We start from the raw sequence: 24,730 nt of genomic DNA on the forward strand, positions 1-24,730 counted from the left end.
TTTCATTTTACTTCACTATTCGATTGTTCGAATGTTCTATTATTCAATTATTTTATAACCCTGATTCTGTAACTGTTGATAGATTCATGCAGCAAATTAAAAACTACTCCATGAAACAAAAATTTAGAACCTGGTGATCTATTGTGCAAAAGAGGGGTTTTGCTATAAGTTAATTAGCCTTCTCTTCTTTCTCTTTTGGTTGTGCTGTTTTTTCCGGACGCATTTGGGGAAAGAAAATCACGTCCTGTATAGATTTAGCATTTGTCAGCAACATCGTCAAACGGTCGATTCCAATACCCAATCCAACTGTAGGAGGCATTCCATATTCTAAAGATCTCAGAAAGTCCTCATCCAGCATCATAGCTTCCTCATCTCCTCTTTTGCCTAATTCAAGCTGTTCCTCAAAGCGTTTTCTTTGGTCTATTGGATCATTTAACTCTGAAAAAGCATTACATAACTCTTTACCATTGCAAATAACTTCAAATCGTTCAACAAGACCTTCCTTACTGCGATGCTTTTTAGCCAGAGGTGACATTTCAATAGGGTAATCAGTGATAAAAGTGGGATTAATTAATTTCGGCTCACAATGCTCACCAAAGATTTCATCTATTATTTTTCCTTTACCCATATTGTCTTCTAATGGAACATTCAATTTTTTAGCAACCGCTCTTAAACCGGCTTCATCCAGATCATCAATCTTTTCGCCGGTAAAGTGTTCGATTGCTTCAAACATAGTATATCTCTTCCATGGTCTTTTGAAGCTCACTTCTTTTCCGTAAATGTCAATTTCCGTATTATTATGAACCTTCAATAGTATGAATTCTATCATTTCTTCAAACAAATCCATCATCCAGTAGTAGTCTTTGTAAGCTACGTACAATTCCATCATTGTAAACTCCGGATTGTGAGACCTGTCCATACCCTCATTTCTAAAATCTTTAGAAATTTCATATACCCCGTCGAATCCACCTACAATAAGCCTTTTTAAATACAACTCATCTGCTATACGAAGGTACAATGGCATGTCTAAAGTATTGTGGTGCGTCACAAAGGGTCTTGCAGCAGCACCTCCGTAAAGAGGTTGTAATACCGGAGTTTCCACTTCCAGATAACCTCTTTCATTTAAAAAATCACGCATTGCCTGAATGATTTTTGTCCTTTTAACAAAGGTTTCCTTAATTTTCGGATTGATAACCATATCTGCATAGCGCTGACGATATTTAAATTCCGGGTCGCTAACCGCGTCATAGACAACACCTTCTTTTTCTTTTACAACAGGAAGAGGCTTTAAAGATTTTGATAAAAGTTTTAATGATGTTACATGTAGGGTTGTTTCTCCTGTTTGAGTAGTAAAAACATGACCGCTAACGCCAACAAAATCTCCTAAATTAAGAAGCTTTTTGAATACAGTGTTATACAGCGTTTTATCTTCACCGGGACAAATTTCATCTCTGTTTACATAAATTTGAATTTTTCCGGCACTATCCTGAAGCTCTGCAAAAGAAGCTTTACCCATAATGCGAATCATCATGAGTCTACCGGCCAAACTTACTTCCTTAAAATTTTCAGGATTCTCTTTAAAGTTTTCCTTTATTTCGGTGCTGAGGTGGGTAACCTCAAAGCTTTCTGATGGATAGGGCTTAATGCCCAGTTCTTCTATCTCTTTAAGAGCTTTTCGTCTGATAATTTCCTGTTCGCTTAGTGCCATATTGCCGCTTTAAAATATTATTAATTATTGATGCACGGAAAGATTCCTTTCATTAAAGAAAATTAAATTTCCATATAATACATCCTTTTGGGAGGTGCAAAATTAGAAATAGTAATCCAAAAAAGATAATTTTAGAGAAAGTCTGTTTACTCGAGGATTTTAAACTCTGTTCTTCTGTTCATTTTTCTACCATCAGGGTTGTCACTTCCGTCTTCTAATTGATTAGGGGCTACCGGATGTTCAGAGCCGTAACCTTTGGGGATAAGTCGGTCTTTATCTATTCCGGAATCGAGCAAATAGTTTACACAACTTTCAGCTCTTTTTTGTGAAAGGCTTTGGTTAAAAGCGTCACTTCCAATATTATCTGTATGGGAGCTTAACTCAACTTTTAAATCCGGATTTTCTTTTAGTAATTCATAGAGTTCATCCAGAACTTCTTTTGAAGTTTCATTCAATTCATATTCATTGTATTCAAAATAAATATTTGAAAGACTATAGGTTCTGCCGGCTTCCAGCGGCTCCAGATAAAAATCGAGGTAGAGGCTGTCCTGAACATGATTTCCGCTCAAAAAAACAGGTGTTGACTGCGGGAGAAATCCACTTTTTGAAATTTCCAGTCGGTAGTCTTTTCCTTTTTCAAGGGTTAGATATAAGATTTCATTAATGGCAGTATCCATTTTTTTAGGCATTAGTTCAGTAGTTTCCCAATTATGTGCAGAAACAACAAAAGATTCCAGCGCTTCTCTGTCACTCTGATTACTTGCAGACAATACTAAAACGCTGTGAGTAGCCGGTTTTCTCTCTACTTTAAAAATGTCATCACAACATGTTAGCCCTCTGAGAGACATGGTTCCCGGTCTGTTTGAAACAATATAAAAAGTGTTTGCATCTTCACCTTTTACAAAATACATATCATCTAATGGTGAGTTAAAAGGTAGTCCAAGGTTTTCAACTTGCGTCCACCGAAGCCAGTTATCATCCGTTTTAAACAGGTCAAACCCACCAAAGCCGGGGTGTCCGTCAGAGCTGAAATACAAAGTGTTTGTTCCCGGTTTAACATACGGGCTCCGTTCATTTCCTGCAGTATTTATTGGCGCTCCGAGATTTTTGGCTTCAGAGGCAACACCATTTTGTGAGATGACAGAGTACCAGATATCTAAGCCCCCTTTACCACCCGGTCTATCAGAAGCAAAAAATAAAACATCTCTTCCTTGTCTATCTGTCGTAACACTCGGGTCTGTTAAAGTGTAGCGTATATTATTTACATGATCATTTAGTTTTTCAGGTTCCTGCCAGGTATTATTTTCATAAGTTGTTCTAAAAATTCTACATCTGAGTCTGCCGCTCGGTAATTCTACGCAGCGGGTAAAGTAAAAACGCTTTCCGTCAGGCGTAAAGGATCCGTGTCCGCTGTGAATACCGGGTTCATTTACCGGTTGAGGAAGGAGCTGCCCCGGGGAATAAGTGCTGGCTTTGATTTTACTTCTGTAAAGGTGTGCAGTATAAGTCCACCTTCCAAATTGCGCTTTTCTTAAATTAGAATCTATATTTATAGAAGAATAAAAAAGGACTGAATCACCTAATACGAAAGGTGCAAACTCAGTATAAGGAGCATTTATGTTTTCCCCGACAGATTCTACCGAATATGGAAGTGTATCCTGTAAGTTTGACATTGCAAAAAGACAGTTTTGAATGTTGTTTTCAGCGAGTAGTTTATATTCTTCTTTATTTCGGGGAAATTCTGAGTTTTTGAAATTAGTCAACCGAACAATCGCCCGATTATATTTTGCTTGTCTGAGTAAACTTACTCCGTATTTATAATTAAAAAGAAATGGCAATTCACTTTCAGCATCTTCAGAAGTAATCTTTTCCAGGAGGTCAAAGTATATTGCGGCATCTATAAAATTTCTCGTTTTAAAGTGCGCCAGTCCGATTTTCCAGATTGCTTCAGTATTTTTTTCATCCTGTTCAAGCGCTTTTTCAAAATAGTCTATGGCATCGTAGTAATTTTCTCTTCGAAAATCACGGTTTCCCAACCTCAATAATGCCCGCAAAGGAATAAGCTCCTCTTCGACAACAGAAATTGAGTTTTCTGCGATTAAAGGACTTCCCGAATCCTCAAAAAGCTGAATGAAAAAGATTGTAAAAAAAAATAAAATAAACCGCATTATCCCTTTTTATAGGTGTTTATAAAAACTCAAAAGGGACTTATTATATTGTAAAAGATTAAAATCGTGGGCAAAAGCGAACTGGCGTAATGCTTTGACGATCTTCCATACCGTGTATATAAATCAGAGAAAGTTCAAGTCCACCATTCCCGCGACTTGCTGTTCTAAGGTCAGAAGTGTTTATGTCATAGCTGAAGCCTACTCTCAGGTCACTGATTTCAAAGCCTGTATACAAGATAATTGCATCCTGCAATCTGTGCCAGGCACCAAAAAATACAGTTGAATTTCCGGATAAGTCATAGCCTAAAGCAGAACCTATGCTAATTTCTCTTGCTTCACTTTGCATCATAATTAGGAAACCGGGCATTATTGTAGCATAATCACCCACTCTGATGTCAAATCCACCATGACCTACATAACGGTGCTCTAATCTATTATCTGAGTTTTCAAGAAATGACTCTTCCGGTTGATTTATGTGATGCAATGAAAATCCACCATACCCTAAAGCTCTGTCAGAAATTACTGATTGCCATAAAATACCTGCATTAAAATCAGGATATAAAATAGAAGTGTTGGCAAAATTTTCACCGGAAGGCAGTCCGGTATTCACGTTTCCGTCTGCATCAATCTGCGATTCAAAAATTAAACTGTTAACATCTACTCTTTTTTGAACTACTCCGCCCTGAACGCCAACTGAAATAGAGTGTCTGTTATATTCATCCAACACCTTGTGATATGCAAAAGAAGCGGTAGCAGATTGAGTTGTAAGGTTCCCGTCTCCGGCTACGTCACTATAAACATTTAAGCCGACACCCATTTGGTCAAAATTGAGTTGGTTTCTAAATAATGAAGCATCAAAAGAACCTCCATAAGTGACATATGGTCTGGTGACAGAAAAGTATTGATTTCTGTATATTCCCGCAACCCGAAAACTCCCGTTAAAATTACCTGTCATTGCAGGGTTCAAATTAAGGGGAGATGCAAAATATTGTGAAAAATGTATGTCTTGAGCTTTTACTTCTTTTAAAGTAAACAGACAACTAATTACTATTGCTACTAAACAAAATATGCGAATCTTCATTCTTAGATAGTTTTAATCGAACTAAAATACAAAAAAACGAATAATGTAATAGATATTTATACTTTAATCATTAAAATAAAAATAACTGCTAAGTCTAATCCTGTATTTTTTCTCCAAAAGCCAAATCTCCTGCATCACCCAATCCGGGAACTATATAAGCTTTTGCTGTCAGCTCATCATCTATATCTCCTGCCCAAAGATGCACTTCAGGGAGGTTTTTCTTCATATGTTCAATTCCAACAGTAGAGGCTATTGCTGTTACAACATGTATCTTTTTTGGCTTGCCGTATTTGAATAGCTCTCTGATAGTTAAAACCATTGAAGCTCCGGTGGCAATCATGGGGTCAGAAACTATTAAAACTCTATTTTCAAGAGAAGGGCAGGAAGCATATTCTAATTTTATTGAGAAGTCGCCACTTTTATCATGTTTTCTAAAAGCAGAAATAAAAGCCGAGTCCCCATTATCAAAAAAGTCAAGCAATCCGTTATGCAAAGGAAGTCCCGCTCTTAAAATTGTTGCCAGAACAGGCTGTTCTTTTAAAACTTTACAATTTGCAATTCCAAGCGGGGTTACAACTTCTTTATCAGCCCACTCTAATTTTTTGCTGATTTCAATTGAAAAAATAGCGCCGAGCCTTTCGAGGTTTCGCCTGTATCTGAGACGGTCTTTTTGAATTTGAGCATCCCGAATTTCGGCCATATACTGAGAGGCTAAGGAATTTTTCAAGCTAAGGTTATGCACCATAATGTCAGTTTTTAAGCATTTTAAGATACCAAGGTAATATATTTCTTTTCAAATGCCAATATCTGGTCTCTTCGGCACCGAAACTTTTAAAAAAATTAGCAATAGATTCTATCATACTTCCCTCAAAATCAAGCGTTTTTTTAGTACCTGCATTGCTTAAAATAATATAATTAATCAAATGATGCATTGCACATTTTTCTTTTCCTTCCGCATTTGATGCCGGTAGAATATTGTAAATTCTTTTTTTGTCAAAGATAAAAAACCCGGCGGAAATCAACTCTCTGTTTTCATTTAAAACCCCAATTACCTGACCCACTCCATAATAAATGCTGTGATGAATAACTCTATGTAAAGTGTGATACTCTTTGTCCTTTAGTGCTTTAACTTTACTGCCCGGATTGTTTTTAAAAAGCTCTACCATTCTTTCCGGTGATATGCCGGCAGTAATATGCAGTTTATGCTTATCTGCCTTTTTGAGGTTTCTTTTCAAATTTTTTGAATAGGATTCAAAAAGTGTTTCATAACTCTTGTTGAGATTTAAAAGCAGGTTTACCCGGGGGGTTAGCTCATAATCAGGGTAGCGAAACTCATTCATCTCATTGAGATAGATGTCTATATACTTATATTTCTCAGGGATATTTTCAAAAAACATTGTAAATAATGCTTCATTAAATCCAATTCTGGAAAAAATGCCCAATTGCTGTGCAAAAAAAGGTTGAAAAAGATAATCTATTCCGAATTTTCTGTTGAACACCAACGGAAATACAGCATGATAATTACCGAGAACCATTCCTTCCCAATTCTCACAGATATTGTCGAGATACCATGTATATCCGTAAGGCCTTGGATTATGTGCAAAATGAACACAACCGTTCCATACCTTATCCTCAATATCTTCTCTTTTTAGTATTTTAATTTTCATGAAGTCTTTTTTACTCTAAAAACCTAAACAAACAGTTATGGTTTCATTATTTTAAAAAGCTAACAACATTAAGAGTGATAAGTTTTTTAATTAAGAGTTAAAAGTCTTGTCTCCAAAGCGGCATTGTCATACATCTCGGGCCTCCAAGTCCTCGTGAAAGCTCCGCAGACCTAACTTCTAAAACATCTACACCGGCCTCACGCAAAGCTCTGTTTGTGTGCTTATTTCTATTGTATGAGATAACTCTGCGAGGACCAATTGCAAAAACATTTGCCCCGTCATACCATTGCTCCCGGGATGCATAGTCAGGGTTTCCGTCACCTGTAGAAATAACTTCAAGATGATCGATTTCATTTTTTAAAACCGAGACAAAGTCCTCTTTAACAGTTTCCGTTACTATACTCATTTCTCCACTGACACCTTTTTCGTCTGCCCGGTAAACTTTAGTTTCCAATATGGCCTCTAAAGCATCGGGATAAGTTACAACCAGATTTTCATCAATGATTGTAAAAACAGTATCCAGGTGCATAAAATTTCTTTTATGTGGTAAATTAACTTGATAAACCCTTTCTACACTGCTGTTTTTAAATAGATTTCTGGCAAGTTCCTTAATTGCTGATTCGTCTGTTCGCTCACTGTTACCTACCGCAAGTGCTTTTGATGAAAGTACTATTACGTCTCCTCCTTCAATACAGGGCTTATCATCGTCAAAAGTAAACTCTCCCCCATCAAAAACGGGTACAAAATGCTCTTTGAAATCAGGATGGTGTTCAAAAACATTTCTTAAAATAGCAGCCTCTCTATGTCTTGCCTTTGTTTTCATTCGACTGCATATAACTCCCCCCGGAGTAATTGCTGCAGGGTCTCTCATGAAATATAAATTAGGTAAGGGGTGTATCAAAAAAGTTGAGTCAGACTCATTTTTTAAAGTAGTGGTTTTAATTCTATGCTTTATTTCCCGTACTTTTAAACCTCCTATCATAGCGTTTGCACATTCGGCAGTCGAAAAACGATCGATAATTTCCTCCGCCAATCTAGCATGACTACTTCTTTTTAAAGCATCTTGAAAACATTTCAGCAAAAGATCATCATCTATAAAGATGTCAATGAGCAAATCTTTTAAGCGGTAAATTTTTGCGCCACAAGACTGACTTATTAAATTGGTAAATTCCTTATGCTCTTCCTGAACACCTTCGAGATAAGGCACGTCTTCAAAAAGGTATTCTTTAATATTATAAGGAGTTAAACGGTCTATTTCTCTGCCCGGCTGGTGGGTTAAAACTGCTTTTAAAGTGCCAAATTCACTATTCAATTTGAGGTTCATGATTAGGTTTTTTGCAAAGCTACAACTTTAAATTATCATAAGATATTTTGAATGCCCGGAGAATATATTATAGTGTATAATGCCTGCCTTTAGAATATATAGTCTTGTAGAGTGATGCTTTCAGAGAAATTAAAATCTATTTTTTATACTACAAAAGAAAATGTTTATGATGTCAATAATTTTTAAGATATTTGCAAACATTTAAAAATCTAAATACATAGATTTGTTTGTTGAATTTAAAAAAACCTTGTTTTTTGTATTGCTGATTGCCTGCTTTACCCCATGGGCAACAGCACCTTTAGCCTTGTTAGCCGGCATTTTGTATGTAGCAGTTTTTGGATTTCCTTTCACCTTCAATGTGAGTACAGTTTCATCAAAACTTTTAAAAATAGCAATTGTTGGATTGGGTTTTGGAATAAGCGCTTCAGAGATTCTTAATATAGGTGTAAAAGGCTTACTATTAAGTTCGGGAGTGGTTATCTTTACTCTTTTAACAGGTTTGTTATTTTTAAGACTCTTCAGACTCCCCTTAAAAGCAGGGATATTGGTCGTAAGCGGAACAGCAATTTGTGGAGGAAGCGCAATAGCAGCAGTAAGTCCTATAATTAAAGCAGACTCAAAAGACATGGGCTTGTCTCTTAGTCTGGTATTTTTGTTAAATGCTGTGGCTATTTGGTTGTTCCCATATTTGGGTATGCTTCTGAATATGGAAAGTGTTTCATTCGGTTATTGGTCTGCTCTTGCGATTCATGATACGAGTTCCGTATTGGGAGCAGCATCAGTTTTTGATGAAAAAGCACTGGAAGTAGCCACAACAACTAAATTGCTGAGAACTTTATGGATTATTCCACTCAGTATCGGAATTTGGATATGGTCAAAAAAACAATGGCCGGAAAAAAGTGGTAGCCGTGGAAAGATAGCTTTTCCTTATTTTATACTATTCTTTATATTAGCAGTGCTTATGAACAGTATTCTTACAGATGGAAATCAGATATTTGAGCAACTGTCAAATGTTTCCAGAACCTTGTTAGTTGTCGTGTTATTTCTAATAGGAACCGGCATCAATAAAAAGGACTTCAAAATGTCAAATCTAAGTATCATAATACTAGGTGTTGCGCTTTGGGTATTGCTAAGCACTACTAGTTACTTTGTGATAACATCCTTTTAAAAATTACTCCGTAAGTAAAATTTCATTCTTTTCTGTTATTCTGGACTCAAACTGAATTCCGGCAGCAGGAACCAAATCTTTTTCAATTATTTCTACACTCTGCCTAAAAGATTGTCTCAGCCTGTGTATTAAGTTTTCTCCGGAAACCTTAAAAGAATCTGCATTTACAATGACATCCGGCAAAGGCAAAATCTCATATACCGGCTTATTTTCCCGGTAGTATCTGTGTACCCAGGTTGGGGTATAAGTTATAGCTTTAATTTGTATCTGCCCTGTAGTGTGATTTTTGTTTACTTCTATGTTTAAAATAACACCGTCTTCTGTGTATCTGTTATTTAACGTTTCATAGCGCTGATTGGAAATAAAATTCCCCAAAGAATAGGCCACAACTGTTATGTGGCTGTCTATTGGTGATTGAATAATTTTAACAGGTTGCAATACGTGTGGGTGACTTCCAAAAATTATATCAACCCCCATGCGGTTAAGAGAGTCTGCAATTTCCCGTTGAAAATGATTTTCGCTTCGATGGTATTCATTTCCCCAATGCAGGTAAAAAATAATTACCTCAGCCCCTTTAGATTTCATGGAATCGACAGTTACTTTCATTTCCTTAAAAGCATCATTAAGCTTTTCATAATCAAAAGAGTTAATTAAGTTTTGATGTTCCTTTTTTACAATTAAACCATTTATAGTTTTTTGGTTGTTGACTTTAGGGGATTCATAAGTATAAGAGGTAAAGCCAATCGTAATCTCGTTTTTATTTTTAAGTATAAAATTATCGGTAAGCGTGTCTTTTCGTGTACCTGCACTCAGTAACTTGTTTTTTTCCAATACGCTCAGTGTTCTCAACATACCTTCACCTCCCATATCATACAAATGATTGTTTGCAGTGGAAATAATGTGAAATCCGGCAATTTTAAGTGCTTCTGCCAATGCATCCGGAGTATTGAATTTCGGGTACCCGCTGTATGGTCTGCCGGATCCGGCAAGAGTTGTTTCCAGATTTCCAATCAGAATGTCAGAAGCATTAAAATACGGACTCAGAAAGGCAAAATTATTTGTAAAGTCATATGTGCTGTCGTTAACTCTCTGGGCATTTATTTGCGTTTGATGAACCATTATATCTCCAACCGCACTAATCGTTAAAGTTGTGTATTTTGGCTGCCTCTCTTTCGTTGAATCTACTACTTTGACAGAACTTACATACTCATCGAAAGTTGTGGTTTTAGTATCGGCAGAAGTGCAGGCATTTAAAACAGAAAAACCAAATGCTAAGACAAGAATTAGCGATATTCTATAGTGGCCTGAAAACAGGCTTTTCCAAAAAATGATATTAGATAACATCTATAGGAGTCGTTTGTTAAGGTATACGAATTTAACAAATAAAGGATATCTATCTAAGGATTATGATTTTAAGTTAATCAAAATATTCAGGGTTTAGCAATGCTACCGATCGAATAGATTGAAAATCTTTCAAGTGTATTCTGTAATATTCGATTAATTTATTCAGCAGGAAATTTTTTACTTTTTCATTAAAATGTAGTGTACTTTCTTTTTGTAGTAATGCATTTAGAAAAGAAGTAGCCGGACCTTCAATGATGTCTGCATAGTCAGGTTTTGAATCACAAAAAACACCCTCTCTCATGTCGAAATATCGTTTATTTTTCCCTTCGTTTTGAGGTTGAAAACCAAGAATTTCTGATAGGTTTAGTAAAAAGTGAAAGACAAAGTCATTTTGATTACCTGAATTTTCCAATGTAAGTATGTCTCCATAAACAAATTCAAAAATTTGCTCATTGAAGATGTCTTCAGGCAGGGAGCGATACAGAATTTCTGCGATAAAAATGGCAGTAGTACTTTTTGATATACTATTTGGAATTTTTGTTATAACCGGATTGGGGTAAGCCTCTTTTATTCGTTGAAGGGATCTGTTTTCTTTAAAATAAAAAACGATGTCCAGTGGTTGAAGGTGCTGGAAAAGACTGTTGTTCATTCGGCTTTTTGTTGTTCGAACTCCATTTATTATAAATGATTGTAACCCTTTGTCCTGTGTTAAAATCTTGCATATAATGCTGGTGTCACCATATTTTATATGATGCAATACAATTCCTTTTGTTTTATGCAACATATAACAATTTCCTTTTAGCGGACAAAAAATATTTTACTAACCATAGTTTCTTCTCCGGTACTGTTTGTACTAAAAACCAGATAAACGCCGGATTTTGCTTGTCCTCCGTTGAGTCTGTTGCCGTCCCATATTGCCTGTCCGCCTAAAGCACGGGTTTGATAAACCAGCATTCCGTTCACATCTGTTATTCGTACATCAGCATTGTTTACTAAGCCTTTTATTGCAATGGGGCCGCTGTATTCAGGTCTGACAGGATTAGGATATACCAGTACATTTTCGTGCGTTTCACCTCCTCCGGTTGCATCACTTTTATACGATACTATTCCTTTATCTGTACCAATAAATACCTCCCCATTTGAATCCTGTATAGATATTGAGGTTATTACATTAGAAAGTAGCGGACTGTTATTAACCGTAAAATGGTGAATTTCTTCTGTTCCATCGGCTGATACCAGAAATATTCCGTTATTGGTTCCTACCCATTTTCTGTTAGCTCCGTCTACGGCAATAGCATTTACTCTTTCTGCTTCAAAAAGATATCCTGCAAAGCCGTCAACAACAGTGGTGATTTGCTGTGCATCACAACCCTGATCGCTTAATACTTGTCCGGCACAGAAAAAAACAGCCACCCCTTCGGCTGTTCCAACCCAGATTCTACCCTCTTTATCTTCGGCTATGCTTAATACATCCGCTGAGGGTAAATTACCATTGCCGGAACCTGTTCCCAGTAATCGGGATTGATTATTTGAATTGTTTTCGAGGTCTCCATTTTCAGAAAAAACAAAAAGACCGTGAGTGTTAGATCTTGAAACAATAAACCATTTTTGATTTCTGCTGTCGACGATTACATCTGTTAGGGTATTTATACCGCCCGGTGGGCGAAAGTTAAACCATTTATCATCTGCCGTTTTAACTGCAACCGGGTCCGGTGCCAAAAAGTTACTTATCCACAGGTTTCCGTTTCTGTCAAAAGCTAATCCTGTAATGTTAGTTCTTAATGCATCACCCAAAGCAGCCTGTAAAGGACTGTTATATTGACTGTAGATAGATAATTCATCATTTTTCCAGCGTATCAATCCATTGTAAAAAGAAGCAAAGTAGATTTCTTTTTCATTATTGGGATTAGGGGCAAGATTTATAATATTAAAAACGGTATCCAAAATTGGGCGGTTAAAACGATTGTAGGAATTCCACCAATTTCCGGTATATTCTAAAAAGCCATCTCTGTTGAAGGTATAGTTCCATGAGAGATTTGCTCCACCCGGTGCAACATAAGTTCTGCCATTTCGGGAGCTCATTCTGAAAACCCTTGATGTCCCCGGACTGTTGGGCCGGATTTGACTAACTGAATTAGGACTCAAGCGTACCAATCCTCTGAAAACATCTGCAACCCAAAGAACCCCACTTTCATCAAAAAGTGCATCTGAAGGTCTGACAATAGAATTATTTGTATAAATTAAGCCATCTAAATCGGTGTCATATACCAAAATCCGACTGTCTATTACATCTTCATTGTCAATTTTTTCCTGCGGTAATATCAATTTATTATTGGAAATGCGCATTCTGTTAGTACGCCAGTTTGCTTCATCAAAAACAATTTCCCATCCGCTACTTCCTTTTTTTAGCAAACGGTTATTCAACATTGCAAAAAGGCGGTTATCATAGGTAATAATGTTTTGCACTTCACCGGGCATTAAATCACCGGTATGTGGCTCCCATGACCAAAATTGAAAATTTGCTAAAATTGGGGCATCTAAAGGGGCCTTTCTAATTCCCTGAGAGGTAGCTGCATAAATAGTATCTTCCAAAAAACTCACATTATTTACACGTAGTGGGTCTCCATCTTCCCCTATATAGTAGGTATCAGCTATTTCATAAGACTCTAAATCAAGCAAAACAATTCCGAAAGCGGTCGATAAATAGGCAATTTCTTCTTTAATTGTCACATTTAAAATCCTTTTATCACCTAATATATTAGCTCTTAAAATATCAGAAACATTAGTAAACCGGCCATTTTTTAAAATGTCGATATTGCTGTTTTCGTAAATGATAATCAGCTTTTCAAGTTCTTCATGATACTTCAGTATGGTGACATCTGTATCGGCCAGACCACTGTTTTTATCAAATAGCTTGTTTGCCCTGTCAGACTTTCCATGAGAAAAAAAGAAAATGCTGGTTGCACAATACACATATTCGTTGTCTATGGCCAGAGAGTAAGCGTTTTGATGTGGTACATGAACATTCCAACTGCCTATAGGCCTTGAAAAACCAATAATAGTAGTAGAGAAGAAAAAAAATACAATTAAATAAAAGAATCTTTTGCTTCCTTTGTTGCGAGCCTGTCCGCTTTGATGAATTAACATAAATAAATTAAGTAACAAAAATCGAGTATAACAAAAATACAAACGAAATCTATCAATTACTATTATAATATGGTAAAGAGTTCGATTTTCTTCATGTTTTTCATGCTTACTTTACCAATATATTTTCAGACTTCAATAGCTTCAATTATTGATAAATAAGTTGTATTTTCGTGCATCTATAAAGGAACGATATATGGAAAATGAAAAGAAAGATTTGTCTTTAGCAAACAATCAGTACACAGCAGACAGTATTCAAATTTTAGAAGGACTGGAGGCGGTTAGAAAAAGACCGGCTATGTACATTGGTGATGTAGGGGTGAGAGGTCTTCATCACCTTGTTTACGAGGTAGTTGATAACTCTATTGATGAAGCAATGGGCGGTCATTGTGATATGATTGACATCACGATTCATGAGGATAACTCAATCACTGTTTTAGATAATGGTAGAGGTATTCCGATAGAGATACATAAAAAGGAGAAAAGAAGTGCATTAGAGGTTGTTATGACTGTACTTCATGCGGGAGGTAAGTTTGACAAGGATTCTTATAAGGTTTCCGGTGGTTTACACGGTGTAGGTGTCTCTTGTGTTAACGCCTTATCTGTAAATTTAAAAGCAGTAGTCCATAAAGATGGCAAAAAATATATGCAGGAGTATGAAAAAGGAAAGCCTGTTTATGCTGTAAAAGAAGTAGGAACTACTGATATTAATGGTACGGCAATTACTTTTTTACCGGATGAAAGTATTTTTCATGACATTAACTATAAGTATGAAATCTTATCTGCGAGAATGCGAGAATTGTCATATCTGAACAAAGGTGTTCGTTTGACAATCCGTGACATGAGAGAGAAAGATGAAGACGGTAAGGTTTTGGAAGAGTCCTTCTTTTCAGAGGGAGGCTTAAAAGAGTTTGTCGTTCACCTGGATTCTACCAGAGAGTCTTTAATTGAAAAACCTATTTATATTGAAAACGAAAGAGATAATGTGGTTGTGGAAGTCGCCATTTTGTATAATACCGGTTATTCTGAAAATCTACATTCTTTTGTAAATAACATTAATACAATTGAAGGAGGGTCTCACATAGCCGGTTTTAGAAGGGCAATTACAAGAGTATTTAAATCTTACGGAGAGAAAAATCAGTTGTTTTCTAAATTAAAATTTGAAGTAACCGGAGATGACTTTCGGGAAGGTTTAACCAGCGTAATTTCAGTTAAGGTTCCTGAGCCACAGTTTGAAGGTCAGACGAAAACAAAGCTAGGAAATTCAGAAGTTGTAGGAATTGTTGATACCTCAGTAAGTGAGGTTTTGACAAGTTATCTGGAGGAAAATCCAAAAGATGCCCGTCAGATAATCAATAAAGTCATTTTAGCTGCTACAGCCCGACATGCAGCAAGAAAAGCAAGAGAATTAGTTCAGCGTAAAAGTGTTCTTAGTGGAGGTGGTTTGCCGGGTAAGTTAGCTGATTGCTCAGAGAAGGATGCTGAAAAATGTGAAATTTATTTAGTCGAGGGTGATTCGGCAGGTGGTACAGCTAAGCAAGGCAGAGATAGAAACTTTCAGGCAATTTTACCTCTTCGAGGAAAAATTCTGAATGTTGAAAAAGCCATGGAGCATAAAATTTACGAGAACAATGAAATTAAAGATATTTTTACTGCTTTGGGGGTAAATATCGGAACGGCCGAAGACGACAAGGCTCTAAATATAGAAAAGCTAAGATATCACAAAATAATTATCATGTGTGATGCCGACGTCGATGGAAGCCACATTGTTACCCTTATTCTAACATTTTTCTTTCGCTATATGAAGCCATTAGTTGAAAGAGGTTATGTCTATATTGCCACCCCACCCTTGTATCTTGTGAAAAAAGGCAAGCAGTTTCGTTATTGCTGGACGGAAAAAGAGCGCATAGAAACAATGAAAGAGTTTGCCGGTGGTGGAAAACTGGACTCAGTACATGTTCAGCGATACAAAGGTCTTGGTGAGATGAATGCTGAGCAGCTTTGGGACACAACTATGGATCCGGAATTTAGAACTTTGCGACAAGTAACTATAGATAGTGCAGCTGAAGCAGACAGAATATTCTCTATGCTTATGGGTGACGATGTTCCTCCTCGCAGACAGTTTATCGAGCAACACGCTAAGTATGCAAAACTAGACGTATAAGAAGGTCTCAGAAATTTTAATTTGCTTTATAATCCAACCATAAAGCCAACCCTTATAACAGGATTTCTGTTGACGGAATATTGGCTTTGTAAAAGGTCAAACAGAGCCATAAAGTAAAACGCAGAATTTCTTCCAACCGGTTGAGCATAACCTCCACCTAAATAGAAAGCATCTACGTTTAAGCGTCCTCTTTCTACAATTCCTCCTGTATTGTCAATTACAAAGCCTTCCAGGTTTATAACTTCATATTCCGCATGTGCAAAGAAGTTTTCTAAAATGTAAAAGCGGCTAAATACGCTGCCTCCGTAAATATTTGTGCTGAAATTATAAGGTCTGTAATTAAAATATTGATAAATTCCTCCTAAACCTAAAGCCAGACGGTCTGTTACAAAATAACCTGCCATGGGAGATACATTAACATAAGTATATGTACCAAATCCGGCACCTATACCTCCGCCCATAAAAAATCTGTCCCATTGAAATCCCCTATCCCGCTGAGAAGGTCTGTCCTCTCGCTCCATTTCTTCTTCAAGGAATTCAATTTTTTCTTCTGCTTGCAATAAAAAAACAGAAGTAGTAAACATAAGAAAAGCTAAAAAAATGATGCGCATAGACTAAATTATAGGTGTAAAACGGCTTTTTAAGAAAACAATTTTATAAAAACTCTTTTACTTTAAACTTACGAATTGAAAACTTTGTTCAATATCTTTGATTTATTGCTTTTTTAAGCCGGAAATAATTATTCATTTAACATAGTGATATGGGTATCACTTAATTTATTAAATTTGTTAAAAATACGAGTTTTTAGTCATGAGAGATAATGAAATATTTGAAATCATCAAAGATGAATCACAAAGACAAAGAGAGGGGCTTGAGCTAATTGCTTCAGAAAATTTTGTCAGCGACCAGGTTATGGAAGCGATGGGTAGCGTAATGACCAATAAGTATGCAGAGGGATATCCCGGTAAACGATACTATGGAGGGTGTATTCATGTTGATCGTTCTGAGACACTTGCTATTGAAAGAGCAAAAACTCTTTTTGGAGCAGAATATGCCAATGTTCAACCCCATTCCGGAGCACAGGCAAATGCAGCGGTAATGCTTGCTTTACTGAATCCGGGAGATTCTATTTTAGGTTTTGATTTATCTCATGGCGGTCACCTGACTCATGGTTCACTAGTGAACTTTAGCGGTAAGCTTTACAAACCCCACTTTTATGGTGTTGAAGAAGAAACCGGACTTATAGATATGGATAAAGTTGAAAAAACAGCTATGGAAGTTAAGCCAAAGCTGATTATCTGCGGGGCTTCAGCTTATTCAAGAGATTGGGATTATGTAAGGTTTAGTGATATTGCCAAAAAGTGCGGAGCTTTCTTATTAGCCGATATATCACACCCTTCCGGAATAATTGCCAAAGGATTGTTGAATGATCCTTTACATTACTGCGATGTTATAACAACGACAACTCATAAAACCTTGAGAGGTCCAAGAGGAGGCTTAATTTTAATGGGTCAGGATTATGAAAATCCTATGGGTCTAAAAACGCCTAAGGGTGTTGTGAGAAAAATGTCTTCGATCTTTGATTCAGCAGTTTTCCCCGGAACCCAGGGCGGACCATTGGAACACGTAATTGCTGCTAAAGCTGTTGCCTTTCACGAAGCACTGACAGATGAGTTCATGACATACACGGTACAGGTGTTAAAAAATGCAAAGGCAATGTCTGAAAGCTTTATGGAAAAAGGCTATAAGCTTATTTCAGGAGGTACGGACAATCACCTTATGCTGATAGATTTGCGTTCAAAGAATATCACCGGAAAGCAGGCTGAAGCTGTTTTAGGAGAAGCGGATATAACCATTAATAAAAACATGGTTCCTTTTGACGATAAATCTCCTTTTGTAACTTCAGGAATGAGGTTAGGAACTGCTGCTCTTACTACACGAGGAATGAAAGAGTCGGATATGAAGCAAATTGTAGAATGGATTGACACCTTAATTCTCAATAAAGAGAATACAAATACGATAGAAAAAACAAAAAAGGAAGTCCATGATTTTGCCATCAACTTTCCGGTTTTTACTTGGTAGATTTATACTGATATTTCTAGTTTATTGTTTTTTTACTTTTAAAATAACCGCAAACTCTAAGTATGATTTCAGTTATGAATTTAGCCAACTGATAAAGGAAAAAAATTATACTGAAGCCTTAGAAGCTGTCCATAAAAGATTTCCTGTTTCAAGTGATTTGAAATTCTTCAATTTATCTTTAGTTGAAGTTCATGCAGGAAACGGGGATGCTGCACTTGACTATCTGAACCAAATTGTCTTTCCTGAAAAATTGTCAGAATTCGTTTTTTTAAAGTCTTTTGCACTGTTTTTAGAAGCAAGCTTTGAGGAGACAAAAAACTATTTAGAAGAAAAATCGGGGATGCTAAATGAAAATAAAAAATTGGCAAATGTCTACCTGAAAAGCCTTTTAGAGCTTACTGACTATCAAAAAGCAGTTCTATTTTTAGATACCACACAAGCTTTTGACAAAGACCAAAAGCAATTTCACCTCTGGAGCATTATTTTTTATCACGGAATAGAAGATTGTAAAAATGTAGCTGCACATGCTATGGAACTTTACAATTCGCAACAAAACCCGGGTTTCTATAAAGCCGGACTGCTAAGTCTTGCTTGCGCAAAAGAGTGGGAAATCGTTCAGCGTTATATTGAAAGGGAATCTGAAAATAATTTGAATGATACCGTTGCATTTATTAACTGGCTTTCTCATAATCAGTTTCAGCATAAAAATCAGGAAAATAAAGACAGGGCCTTTCGGTCTTATGTCAATTTTAAACAAAATCCTCAGCAGCTTTTAATGTTAGTACTGCACTTTTTGTATCAGCAATGGCTTTACCTTTTACTTATAAGTCTTTTATTTATCTGGTATTTTTTTCTTGTTCCGAAAAAAAAGAGCAAATTATAATAACTATTTAAAGTCTTTTTAGCGATTTTTTCATCATAGTTGGGTGTAAAATTCCACACTTTTTTTAATTTTATTTATATAGATTAAAGACAATAAAATCAGCCAGGTATAGCTTTGAGTTTCAATGTTGTCTTTTGGCTGCATTATTGAACAGCATATTACAAGAAAAATATTTTCTTATATAATTTAAATGTATATCTGATGAAAAAATTAATGATTGTTTTAGCTGTATTGGCTTTTGGTCTTGCAGCATGTAATAAGGATGAAAAAAATGGTGAAGCAAAAGTAGAGTTCCGCCTGATTGATGCACCTGAGCTTTATGATGAGGTGAATGTACACATTATTGGTCTGGAACTTATAAGACCCGGAGGGCCTGTCAGTTTAGCGGTTAACCCGGGGGTTTATAACTTATTGGACTTTACCAATGGGAACGATACTATAATTGCGACAGATTTTATTCCGGCCGGAAAATTAAATCAAATAAGATTGATTTTAGGTGAGGACAGCAATACGATTGTAAAAAATGGAGTCGTTCACCCTTTAAGTACTCCAAGTGCACAACAATCCGGTTTAAAAGTGAATGTAAACCATGATTTGGTAGAAGACATGGAATATGTTTTTTGGATAGATTTTGATGCTTCTAAATCTATAGTTGAAACCGGCGCAGGAGCATTTATTCTAAAACCGGTTTTGAGAGTATTTCTGGATGGTGTTTTTGGAACTCTTTCCGGCAATGTTTCTCCCGTCTTGCAACCGACTGCCGTCTCAGCTATTACAGGGTCGGATACTATTTCTACCTTTATAGACCCCAGTGGCGGATTTTATATTATGGGTCTTGATGCCGGTACTTATGAGGTTTTAATTACGCCTCCGGCTCCTGCTAATGATACGATTATATCAAATGTTGATATCGTAAATGGACAAAATACCGATTTAGGTACGGTACAACTAAACTAACTATGTGGACGGATATGCCAGTCTGATAAAAATCAGGGTAAAAGCTTTTACCCTGATTTTTTATTTTACAATTTTACTGAAAGCTTACAGCTAAGTGTTATAAAAACTATTATTTAATAAAAAAGAGTATGAGTTGTATCAGCTTTTGTTCACTGACCTAACCCATACTCCTTTTTCTAAAGCCTTATTTTCCTTACGGTTTATTCAACAATAATCTTATTGGTTACAAAACGACCTGTTTCTAAATCTGTCAGTCGAATAAATAGTAAACCTTTTTGAGCATTTTCAAGATTTATCTCTAAAAACTGGCCATAAGTAACCGTCTCATAATAAAGACTTCCTTTCACATTATAAATTTGAACTTGCCAGTTTGTGTTAATACCTGTTTCTATAACAAACTGTCCGCTATTCGGATTTGGATAAACATTAATCTTCGATGTTAAGTCCGCTTCCTCAATATTGGTAATTACAAAACTTCCTGTAGACACATCATCTGTCAGATATAGTTTATCCGGAGCACAATCAAACTCATAAATAGCATAGTAGTAGGTTGTGTTGGGTTGCATACCGGTTAGGTTTACAGATAATCCTGAACCTGAATAAACAACAAATCCATTACCCAGTTCTGTACCTGCTGTGCCGTAAGCCTGATTAAAAGTATAAGCAGTGCCGTCAGTTGGAGGCGTATCAGGACTTGCACTTTCACTAATAACTAACATTCTGCCTGTGCCGTCTCCATTTGTCCAGTTTAAAATAGCATCTGTTGAACTCAACGGATCGACAATCACATTAGAAGCATTAATTTCAGGTCTGGTACATGGAGGCAATACCTCTAAAACAATGGAACCGTCCAGCATAGGCGTTTGATCGTCTTCTGCAACTAAAAGAAAGCTTTCTGCCTCATCATAAATGAGGGCAGTAAAATCGTAAACACCGTTTGTCATAGCAAATGGACCTAAGCCATTCGTACTGCTGAGAGTTCCGTTTCCGTTACCCTGAACTAAAGTAACACTTCTTGGAACATTTGAAATATTTCCAAACTCATCCGTAGCTCTGACAGTTATATTAAAAGGTTGACCTACTATGATTTGAGAAGGAACATTTGCAAAAACTAACTCAGTAGCCTCTACAACTATCAGGTTTTCCATAGGGTCGGTAAAGATTGTACTTAGCTGAGCAATCCCTGAGCTTTCACAGTCATTAGCTGTTACTATGTCTTCGGGTAATAAAGCCAGCTGCACTCTTTCACCATCGGGAGCTGTTCCGGCTAAGAAACTGATACGTAAAGTAAAGTTTGCTGAATCATTATCCTGAGCTATCATATCCGGTACTGATGTGAAGATGATCTCGTTACTTTCAATAACACCATTTCCTATTTTAGCTGTACCATTAAACAAAGCAACCGCTTGAAAAACCTGCGTAAAGTCACTGATAGTATTTGCCGGGCCGGGGATAAATTTCAGGTCCGTAATAATTGTTGGCAAATCATCCGGATCGGAAAGGTTTGCTCCGCCATCTCTAATTGTAAATTCCAGAATCTGAACACCATCTGTAATGTTATTTATAGGCCCTGTATTTGCCGGGTTAATAGTAGGACTGCCTGAGTTTGGTACAATTACCAAATCACTTTCAGGAGCATAAAAGTTTTCAGAATCTACTTCAATATTTCCAAGACCAATTCTTGGGCGGGTACCACCACCAGAGCCATCTGTATAATATAGCCATCTAAGGTGAACAACTTCTTCATTGTCAGCATCTGCCGGAATAATTACGTTTTCAAAACGAATGCTATCACCATTTGAAAGGCCATCAGAAGAAAATTCAAGCGCACCCGGTATATCTTCAAATAGACCCTCATCTCCAACACGATACTGCAAGCGAATATTATAAATCCGGCTTCCTCCTGTTTGGGTTATTAAAGTTCCGGTCCAGCTCACGTTTAGATTTGCTCTGTTAGAAGCGTCTAAAGCAAGTAATGCACCACCCATAAAGATATTATTTACCGTAGCGCCACTTTGGCAATCATCAAACTGAGGACTGCCGGTATTGATAAAGCTAATACCATTGGAGCCTTCTCCATTTATTCGTGGCCTTGCAGATAAATTATATGCACAATTATAAGTACCGGCTAAATCATTGTATATCAAGCCGGGATCTTGCTGATTTGCATATTGAAAAGTCATACTTTCGGGATAAGTGCCTGCCGGTTCACTTGCATCCCACTCAGTGAAACTATAAGCTCCTTCACATAGCTGAAAAGGTGTTGGTAAGTCAAGGTCAGGAAGCGTTTCACCAATTAAAATAATACTTGAAAAATTAATGTTTCCGGAGTTTATCAATAAAGAATCAAAATCAGTCGCAATCAGGTCTGCCAGATAGCGAACATAAATAGTTGTAGTATCAACTTCTCCGTTTGTTTGAGTTAAATTTAATGAAGTGCTGTATCCAAAAGCCTCTGTAAGAGAAATCTCAAACTTGGCAGGAGCATTCAAACTAAGGTTTTGAGTCAGGTTTTCAGCAGCGATTTCGAATGACTGTGCAGCAGGAGTAACTCCAACTATAGTTTCAAAACTGATGGTATCCATACTTGTCCATACTGTTGGAAGAGGAACACTTGATTCAGAATAGGCTAAAATAAATTCCCCGGTTTGAGTAAAATTCACTGAAGAAGTGATGTTTCCACTGCCTGCAGCCGAGCCAAAACCACCTAAGTCAATCCAATCAGCGCCATCTTCCTGTGCGATACGTAAAATACCCGGATCAGAAACATTATCATCTGTTCCGTAACTTAACTGAATTTCTCCATTTACTATTGATGGAGCACCTGAAGAAACTTCTAAAATGTAATGTCTTACAGAAGAAACAGAATCTAAAGTAGAAGGGAGAAATTTCAGCGGAGCCGAACCTTCTATTTGCTCAAAAGTATATTTTGCAGCATTTGCAGCAGATTGAGTTATGCTGATAGAAGCCGGTCTGTAGTTTCCGGCTTTTCCGGTAGGGAAAGACAGTGTTACAGCTGTATCTGTATCTATAACTGCTGATGCAGGTCCATTGATAAATGAATTTATGCTGCCACCACTTAAAGCATAGCCGGGGCCAAAAATTAATTGAGCATTTTCGCTGGTATTTACATTTCCGGAGACCAAGTCCAGTCCTCCTTTTAAATACATATTGGTTCCGGCAACTAAGTTTCCGCTTGCTTTATCTACGATTATATTATAAAGGGTATCAGCATCTGTGACCATCGAGTTAAAATTTTGATTTCCCGTTCCATTAAAGATAAGCGTGCTTTGGCCTTCATCTATTTTGTCAACCGTTTCGCCGTAAAAGTAATTACCTCCAATGTGAATATTATTATCGAAAAATCTTGCATTACCGGTAAATGCTCCCGATATGGTTAAGTTTGATTTTATAAAAATGTCATTGTTACCGCTATTGGGCCTGAAGTTTATATTATCTGCCTGAGTGCTGATATTCAAAATGTTCAGATGCGCTGCGATAGGCTCATTGTTGTTATTCCCCTGAATATTATGTGAGTTGTTATCATCAAAGCGGCTTAAAACTACAGCACCGGTAAGCGTATATCCGGATGAACTTCCGCCCATGGAAAGATTATTTCCTACTATAATCAGACTACCTCCGTCAACGAAAGATGCATTAGATCCATAATTAGTCGATAAACTATTTTCAATATAAAACTCATTAGCATTGATCATAAAAGAGCCTGAAGTTTTAGTGCTTTGAAAATTATACATCAAAAAGTCATTGTCTGATGCAAAAACCTGCATTCCATTTCCTGAGGTAGTTATGTCTAAATTTTCACTGCAAATAAGACTCATATTGCTGTTAGAGTCAATAAAAAAGCTACCTCCTATGGTAAGTTCAATACGACCACTGGCCGGTTCGGCTCCAAATGTATTCTCGTTGGTCAATAAAAGGTTTTCAGAAACCTGAAAATCACTCGTTGCAAATTTATAAGCTCCCGAAAGGACTAAGTTTGCATAAGCTGCTGCTTGAATTTCAGTAGAGTCAGTTTGGTTATAAGAAACTGTGCTTCCACCGGAAAGCTGTCCTAATTGGGGGATAAGTTCATTTTCTAAAATAAGAGTAGCTTCGTTTTGTACATCTATCAATGCATTTAATTCAAAATTATTGGGAACAATAAGTACAGTTGAGTTTGTACCGTCTCCTAAAATTGCTTTTGCATTTGAACCTGTAACTGTCCAGTCTGCGCTTAGCTGAAAGGTATCTCTGTTTACTATGTTAAATCGCTGATCGTTATCACTGAAGTTAAGCGGGCTGTTTCCGCTGCCGTCGGCATTTTCTCCCCAGGTAGTTACATCATTCAGGTCACCGGTGGTTTTGGAATAGAAATTAGTAAAAGAAGTGGCATCAATTCCGGTCAATAAAACATCGTCAATTCGATAAGTACCCGGAGCATCAACGGTCCAGCGTAACTGTAAGTTGCTTAGATTTTCTGCTGACTGTGGTAGGTCTATAGAAACTCCGTTGTTTACCAAATCCCAGCTTCCATCATTGTCCACGTCATTAAAGGATACGCTGTTCCAGTTAATTCCATCTGCCGACCACTCTAAAGTTATTGGTGGTTTTGTGGCAGTCCTTCGGCCACCCCAAATTATACTTAAATTTTCAAAACCAACCGTTGAAAGGTTGTTGTTATAGACAAGGCTTCCAACCTGATTATTGGCAGAGCGGGCTTGAGCACCACCGGATGCACCCGGATAACCGCTTGAAGAACCGGTAGTTGCAACGCTCCAAACAGTTGCAGTATCACCGCCCCAACCGTCAGGAAAGGCAGCTACAGAACCGAAATCTTCATAAAACAGAGTGTCTTGAGCCTTACTTTCTAATAAAAAGCCGCTAAAAAGAAAGCTCAGTAAAATGACAAAAGTTAATTTTTTCATAGGAAATGTTTTGGGTGTATTAGTTTTCAGGATTTATAAATACTGATTTTAAAGAGATAAAATAAGCTTGTTGTTAATATCAATTTTAAAATATATGCAAAAATAATCAAAGACT

Annotated in this window: 16 protein-coding genes; 5 read left to right on the forward strand and 11 right to left on the reverse strand. The window is 36.9% G+C overall.

Annotated elements, in window-relative coordinates:
- Positions 1 to 169: 169 nt before the first annotated feature.
- The 6 genes from lysS to EA412_07150 form a co-directional block, all read right to left on the reverse strand.
- Positions 170 to 1,708 (reverse strand): lysine--tRNA ligase, encoded by a 1,539-nt coding sequence (lysS, locus tag EA412_07125; GenBank protein ID TVR78995.1) that lies wholly within the window; start codon positions 1,706 to 1,708, stop codon positions 170 to 172.
- 146 nt (positions 1,709 to 1,854) lie between these two features.
- Positions 1,855 to 3,876, reverse strand: coding sequence for a hypothetical protein (locus EA412_07130; GenBank protein TVR78996.1), 2,022 nt, complete (start codon positions 3,874 to 3,876; stop codon positions 1,855 to 1,857).
- 58 nt (positions 3,877 to 3,934) lie between these two features.
- On the reverse strand, positions 3,935 to 4,957 hold the full coding sequence (locus tag EA412_07135; protein ID TVR78997.1) for a type IX secretion system membrane protein PorP/SprF: 1,023 nt from the start codon (positions 4,955 to 4,957) through the stop codon (positions 3,935 to 3,937).
- A gap of 94 nt (positions 4,958 to 5,051) precedes the next feature.
- Positions 5,052 to 5,702 (reverse strand): uracil phosphoribosyltransferase, encoded by a 651-nt coding sequence (locus EA412_07140; GenBank protein TVR78998.1) that lies wholly within the window; start codon positions 5,700 to 5,702, stop codon positions 5,052 to 5,054.
- Between the two features lie 4 nt (positions 5,703 to 5,706).
- Positions 5,707 to 6,624, reverse strand: coding sequence for a hypothetical protein (locus tag EA412_07145; protein TVR78999.1), 918 nt, complete (start codon positions 6,622 to 6,624; stop codon positions 5,707 to 5,709).
- Positions 6,625 to 6,721: 97 nt separating this feature from the next.
- Complete coding sequence (locus tag EA412_07150; GenBank protein ID TVR79000.1) at positions 6,722 to 7,948, reverse strand: arginine deiminase; 1,227 nt, start codon at positions 7,946 to 7,948, stop codon at positions 6,722 to 6,724.
- A 217-nt stretch (positions 7,949 to 8,165) separates the two neighbouring features.
- On the opposite strand from EA412_07150, the gene EA412_07155 reads away from it, so the two are divergent.
- Entirely contained in the window at positions 8,166 to 9,116 is a 951-nt protein-coding gene (locus EA412_07155) for a putative sulfate exporter family transporter (GenBank protein ID TVR79001.1), read from the forward strand.
- Between the two features lie 3 nt (positions 9,117 to 9,119).
- On the opposite strand, the gene EA412_07160 is transcribed toward EA412_07155, so the two are convergent.
- The 3 genes from EA412_07160 to EA412_07170 all read right to left on the reverse strand — a co-directional run bounded on the left by EA412_07160 (position 9,120) and on the right by EA412_07170 (position 13,607).
- Positions 9,120 to 10,460, reverse strand: coding sequence for a CapA family protein (locus tag EA412_07160; GenBank protein TVR79002.1), 1,341 nt, complete (start codon positions 10,458 to 10,460; stop codon positions 9,120 to 9,122).
- Positions 10,461 to 10,533: 73 nt separating this feature from the next.
- The gene (recO, locus tag EA412_07165) at positions 10,534 to 11,244 is read right to left on the reverse strand and encodes a DNA repair protein RecO (GenBank protein TVR79003.1); all 711 of its coding nucleotides are present in this window, start codon (positions 11,242 to 11,244) and stop codon (positions 10,534 to 10,536) included.
- Between the two features lie 14 nt (positions 11,245 to 11,258).
- Complete coding sequence (locus EA412_07170; GenBank protein ID TVR79004.1) at positions 11,259 to 13,607, reverse strand: hypothetical protein; 2,349 nt, start codon at positions 13,605 to 13,607, stop codon at positions 11,259 to 11,261.
- Positions 13,608 to 13,800: 193 nt separating this feature from the next.
- Here EA412_07170 and gyrB point away from each other — a divergent pair, with 193 nt between their 5' ends.
- A complete protein-coding gene (gene gyrB, locus EA412_07175) occupies positions 13,801 to 15,768 on the forward strand; it encodes a DNA topoisomerase (ATP-hydrolyzing) subunit B (protein ID TVR79005.1) in 1,968 nt (655 codons plus the stop codon).
- 26 nt (positions 15,769 to 15,794) lie between these two features.
- Here gyrB and EA412_07180 read toward each other — a convergent pair whose 3' ends face one another.
- Positions 15,795 to 16,379 carry a hypothetical protein gene (locus EA412_07180; protein ID TVR79006.1) on the reverse strand — a complete coding sequence of 195 codons (585 nt, stop codon included), beginning with the start codon at positions 16,377 to 16,379 and terminating at the stop codon, positions 15,795 to 15,797.
- 199 nt (positions 16,380 to 16,578) lie between these two features.
- Here EA412_07180 and EA412_07185 point away from each other — a divergent pair, with 199 nt between their 5' ends.
- The 3 genes from EA412_07185 to EA412_07195 all read left to right on the forward strand — a co-directional run bounded on the left by EA412_07185 (position 16,579) and on the right by EA412_07195 (position 19,690).
- Positions 16,579 to 17,850 carry a serine hydroxymethyltransferase gene (locus EA412_07185; protein TVR79007.1) on the forward strand — a complete coding sequence of 424 codons (1,272 nt, stop codon included), beginning with the start codon at positions 16,579 to 16,581 and terminating at the stop codon, positions 17,848 to 17,850.
- The gene (locus EA412_07190; GenBank protein TVR79008.1) at positions 17,813 to 18,733 is read left to right on the forward strand and encodes a hypothetical protein; all 921 of its coding nucleotides are present in this window, start codon (positions 17,813 to 17,815) and stop codon (positions 18,731 to 18,733) included. Before EA412_07185 ends, EA412_07190 begins: the two co-directional genes overlap by 38 nt.
- Before the next feature lie 201 nt (positions 18,734 to 18,934).
- Positions 18,935 to 19,690 (forward strand): DUF4382 domain-containing protein, encoded by a 756-nt coding sequence (locus EA412_07195; GenBank protein ID TVR79009.1) that lies wholly within the window; start codon positions 18,935 to 18,937, stop codon positions 19,688 to 19,690.
- 200 nt (positions 19,691 to 19,890) lie between these two features.
- Here EA412_07195 and EA412_07200 read toward each other — a convergent pair whose 3' ends face one another.
- Complete coding sequence (locus tag EA412_07200; protein ID TVR79010.1) at positions 19,891 to 24,615, reverse strand: T9SS C-terminal target domain-containing protein; 4,725 nt, start codon at positions 24,613 to 24,615, stop codon at positions 19,891 to 19,893.
- Between the last annotated feature and the right edge of the window lie 115 nt (positions 24,616 to 24,730).

Source organism: Chitinophagaceae bacterium (assembly GCA_007695095.1).
In the GTDB taxonomy this organism is placed as follows: domain Bacteria; phylum Bacteroidota; class Bacteroidia; order Chitinophagales; family REEL01; genus REEL01.

Coding starts and splice junctions, on each gene's coding strand:
- EA412_07150 (TVR79000.1), bottom strand. CDS start 7,948: ATGAACCTCAAATTGAATAGTGAATTTGGCACTTTAAAAGCAGTTTTA.
- EA412_07130 (TVR78996.1), bottom strand. CDS start 3,876: ATGCGGTTTATTTTATTTTTTTTTACAATCTTTTTCATTCAGCTTTTT.
- EA412_07200 (TVR79010.1), bottom strand. CDS start 24,615: ATGAAAAAATTAACTTTTGTCATTTTACTGAGCTTTCTTTTTAGCGGC.
- EA412_07170 (TVR79004.1), bottom strand. CDS start 13,607: ATGTTAATTCATCAAAGCGGACAGGCTCGCAACAAAGGAAGCAAAAGA.
- EA412_07135 (TVR78997.1), bottom strand. CDS start 4,957: ATGAAGATTCGCATATTTTGTTTAGTAGCAATAGTAATTAGTTGTCTG.
- EA412_07190 (TVR79008.1), top strand. CDS start 17,813: ATGATTTTGCCATCAACTTTCCGGTTTTTACTTGGTAGATTTATACTG.
- EA412_07185 (TVR79007.1), top strand. CDS start 16,579: ATGAGAGATAATGAAATATTTGAAATCATCAAAGATGAATCACAAAGA.
- gyrB (TVR79005.1), top strand. CDS start 13,801: ATGGAAAATGAAAAGAAAGATTTGTCTTTAGCAAACAATCAGTACACA.
- EA412_07140 (TVR78998.1), bottom strand. CDS start 5,702: ATGGTGCATAACCTTAGCTTGAAAAATTCCTTAGCCTCTCAGTATATG.
- recO (TVR79003.1), bottom strand. CDS start 11,244: ATGTTGCATAAAACAAAAGGAATTGTATTGCATCATATAAAATATGGT.
- EA412_07145 (TVR78999.1), bottom strand. CDS start 6,624: ATGAAAATTAAAATACTAAAAAGAGAAGATATTGAGGATAAGGTATGG.
- EA412_07180 (TVR79006.1), bottom strand. CDS start 16,379: ATGCGCATCATTTTTTTAGCTTTTCTTATGTTTACTACTTCTGTTTTT.
- EA412_07160 (TVR79002.1), bottom strand. CDS start 10,460: ATGTTATCTAATATCATTTTTTGGAAAAGCCTGTTTTCAGGCCACTAT.
- EA412_07195 (TVR79009.1), top strand. CDS start 18,935: ATGAAAAAATTAATGATTGTTTTAGCTGTATTGGCTTTTGGTCTTGCA.
- lysS (TVR78995.1), bottom strand. CDS start 1,708: ATGGCACTAAGCGAACAGGAAATTATCAGACGAAAAGCTCTTAAAGAG.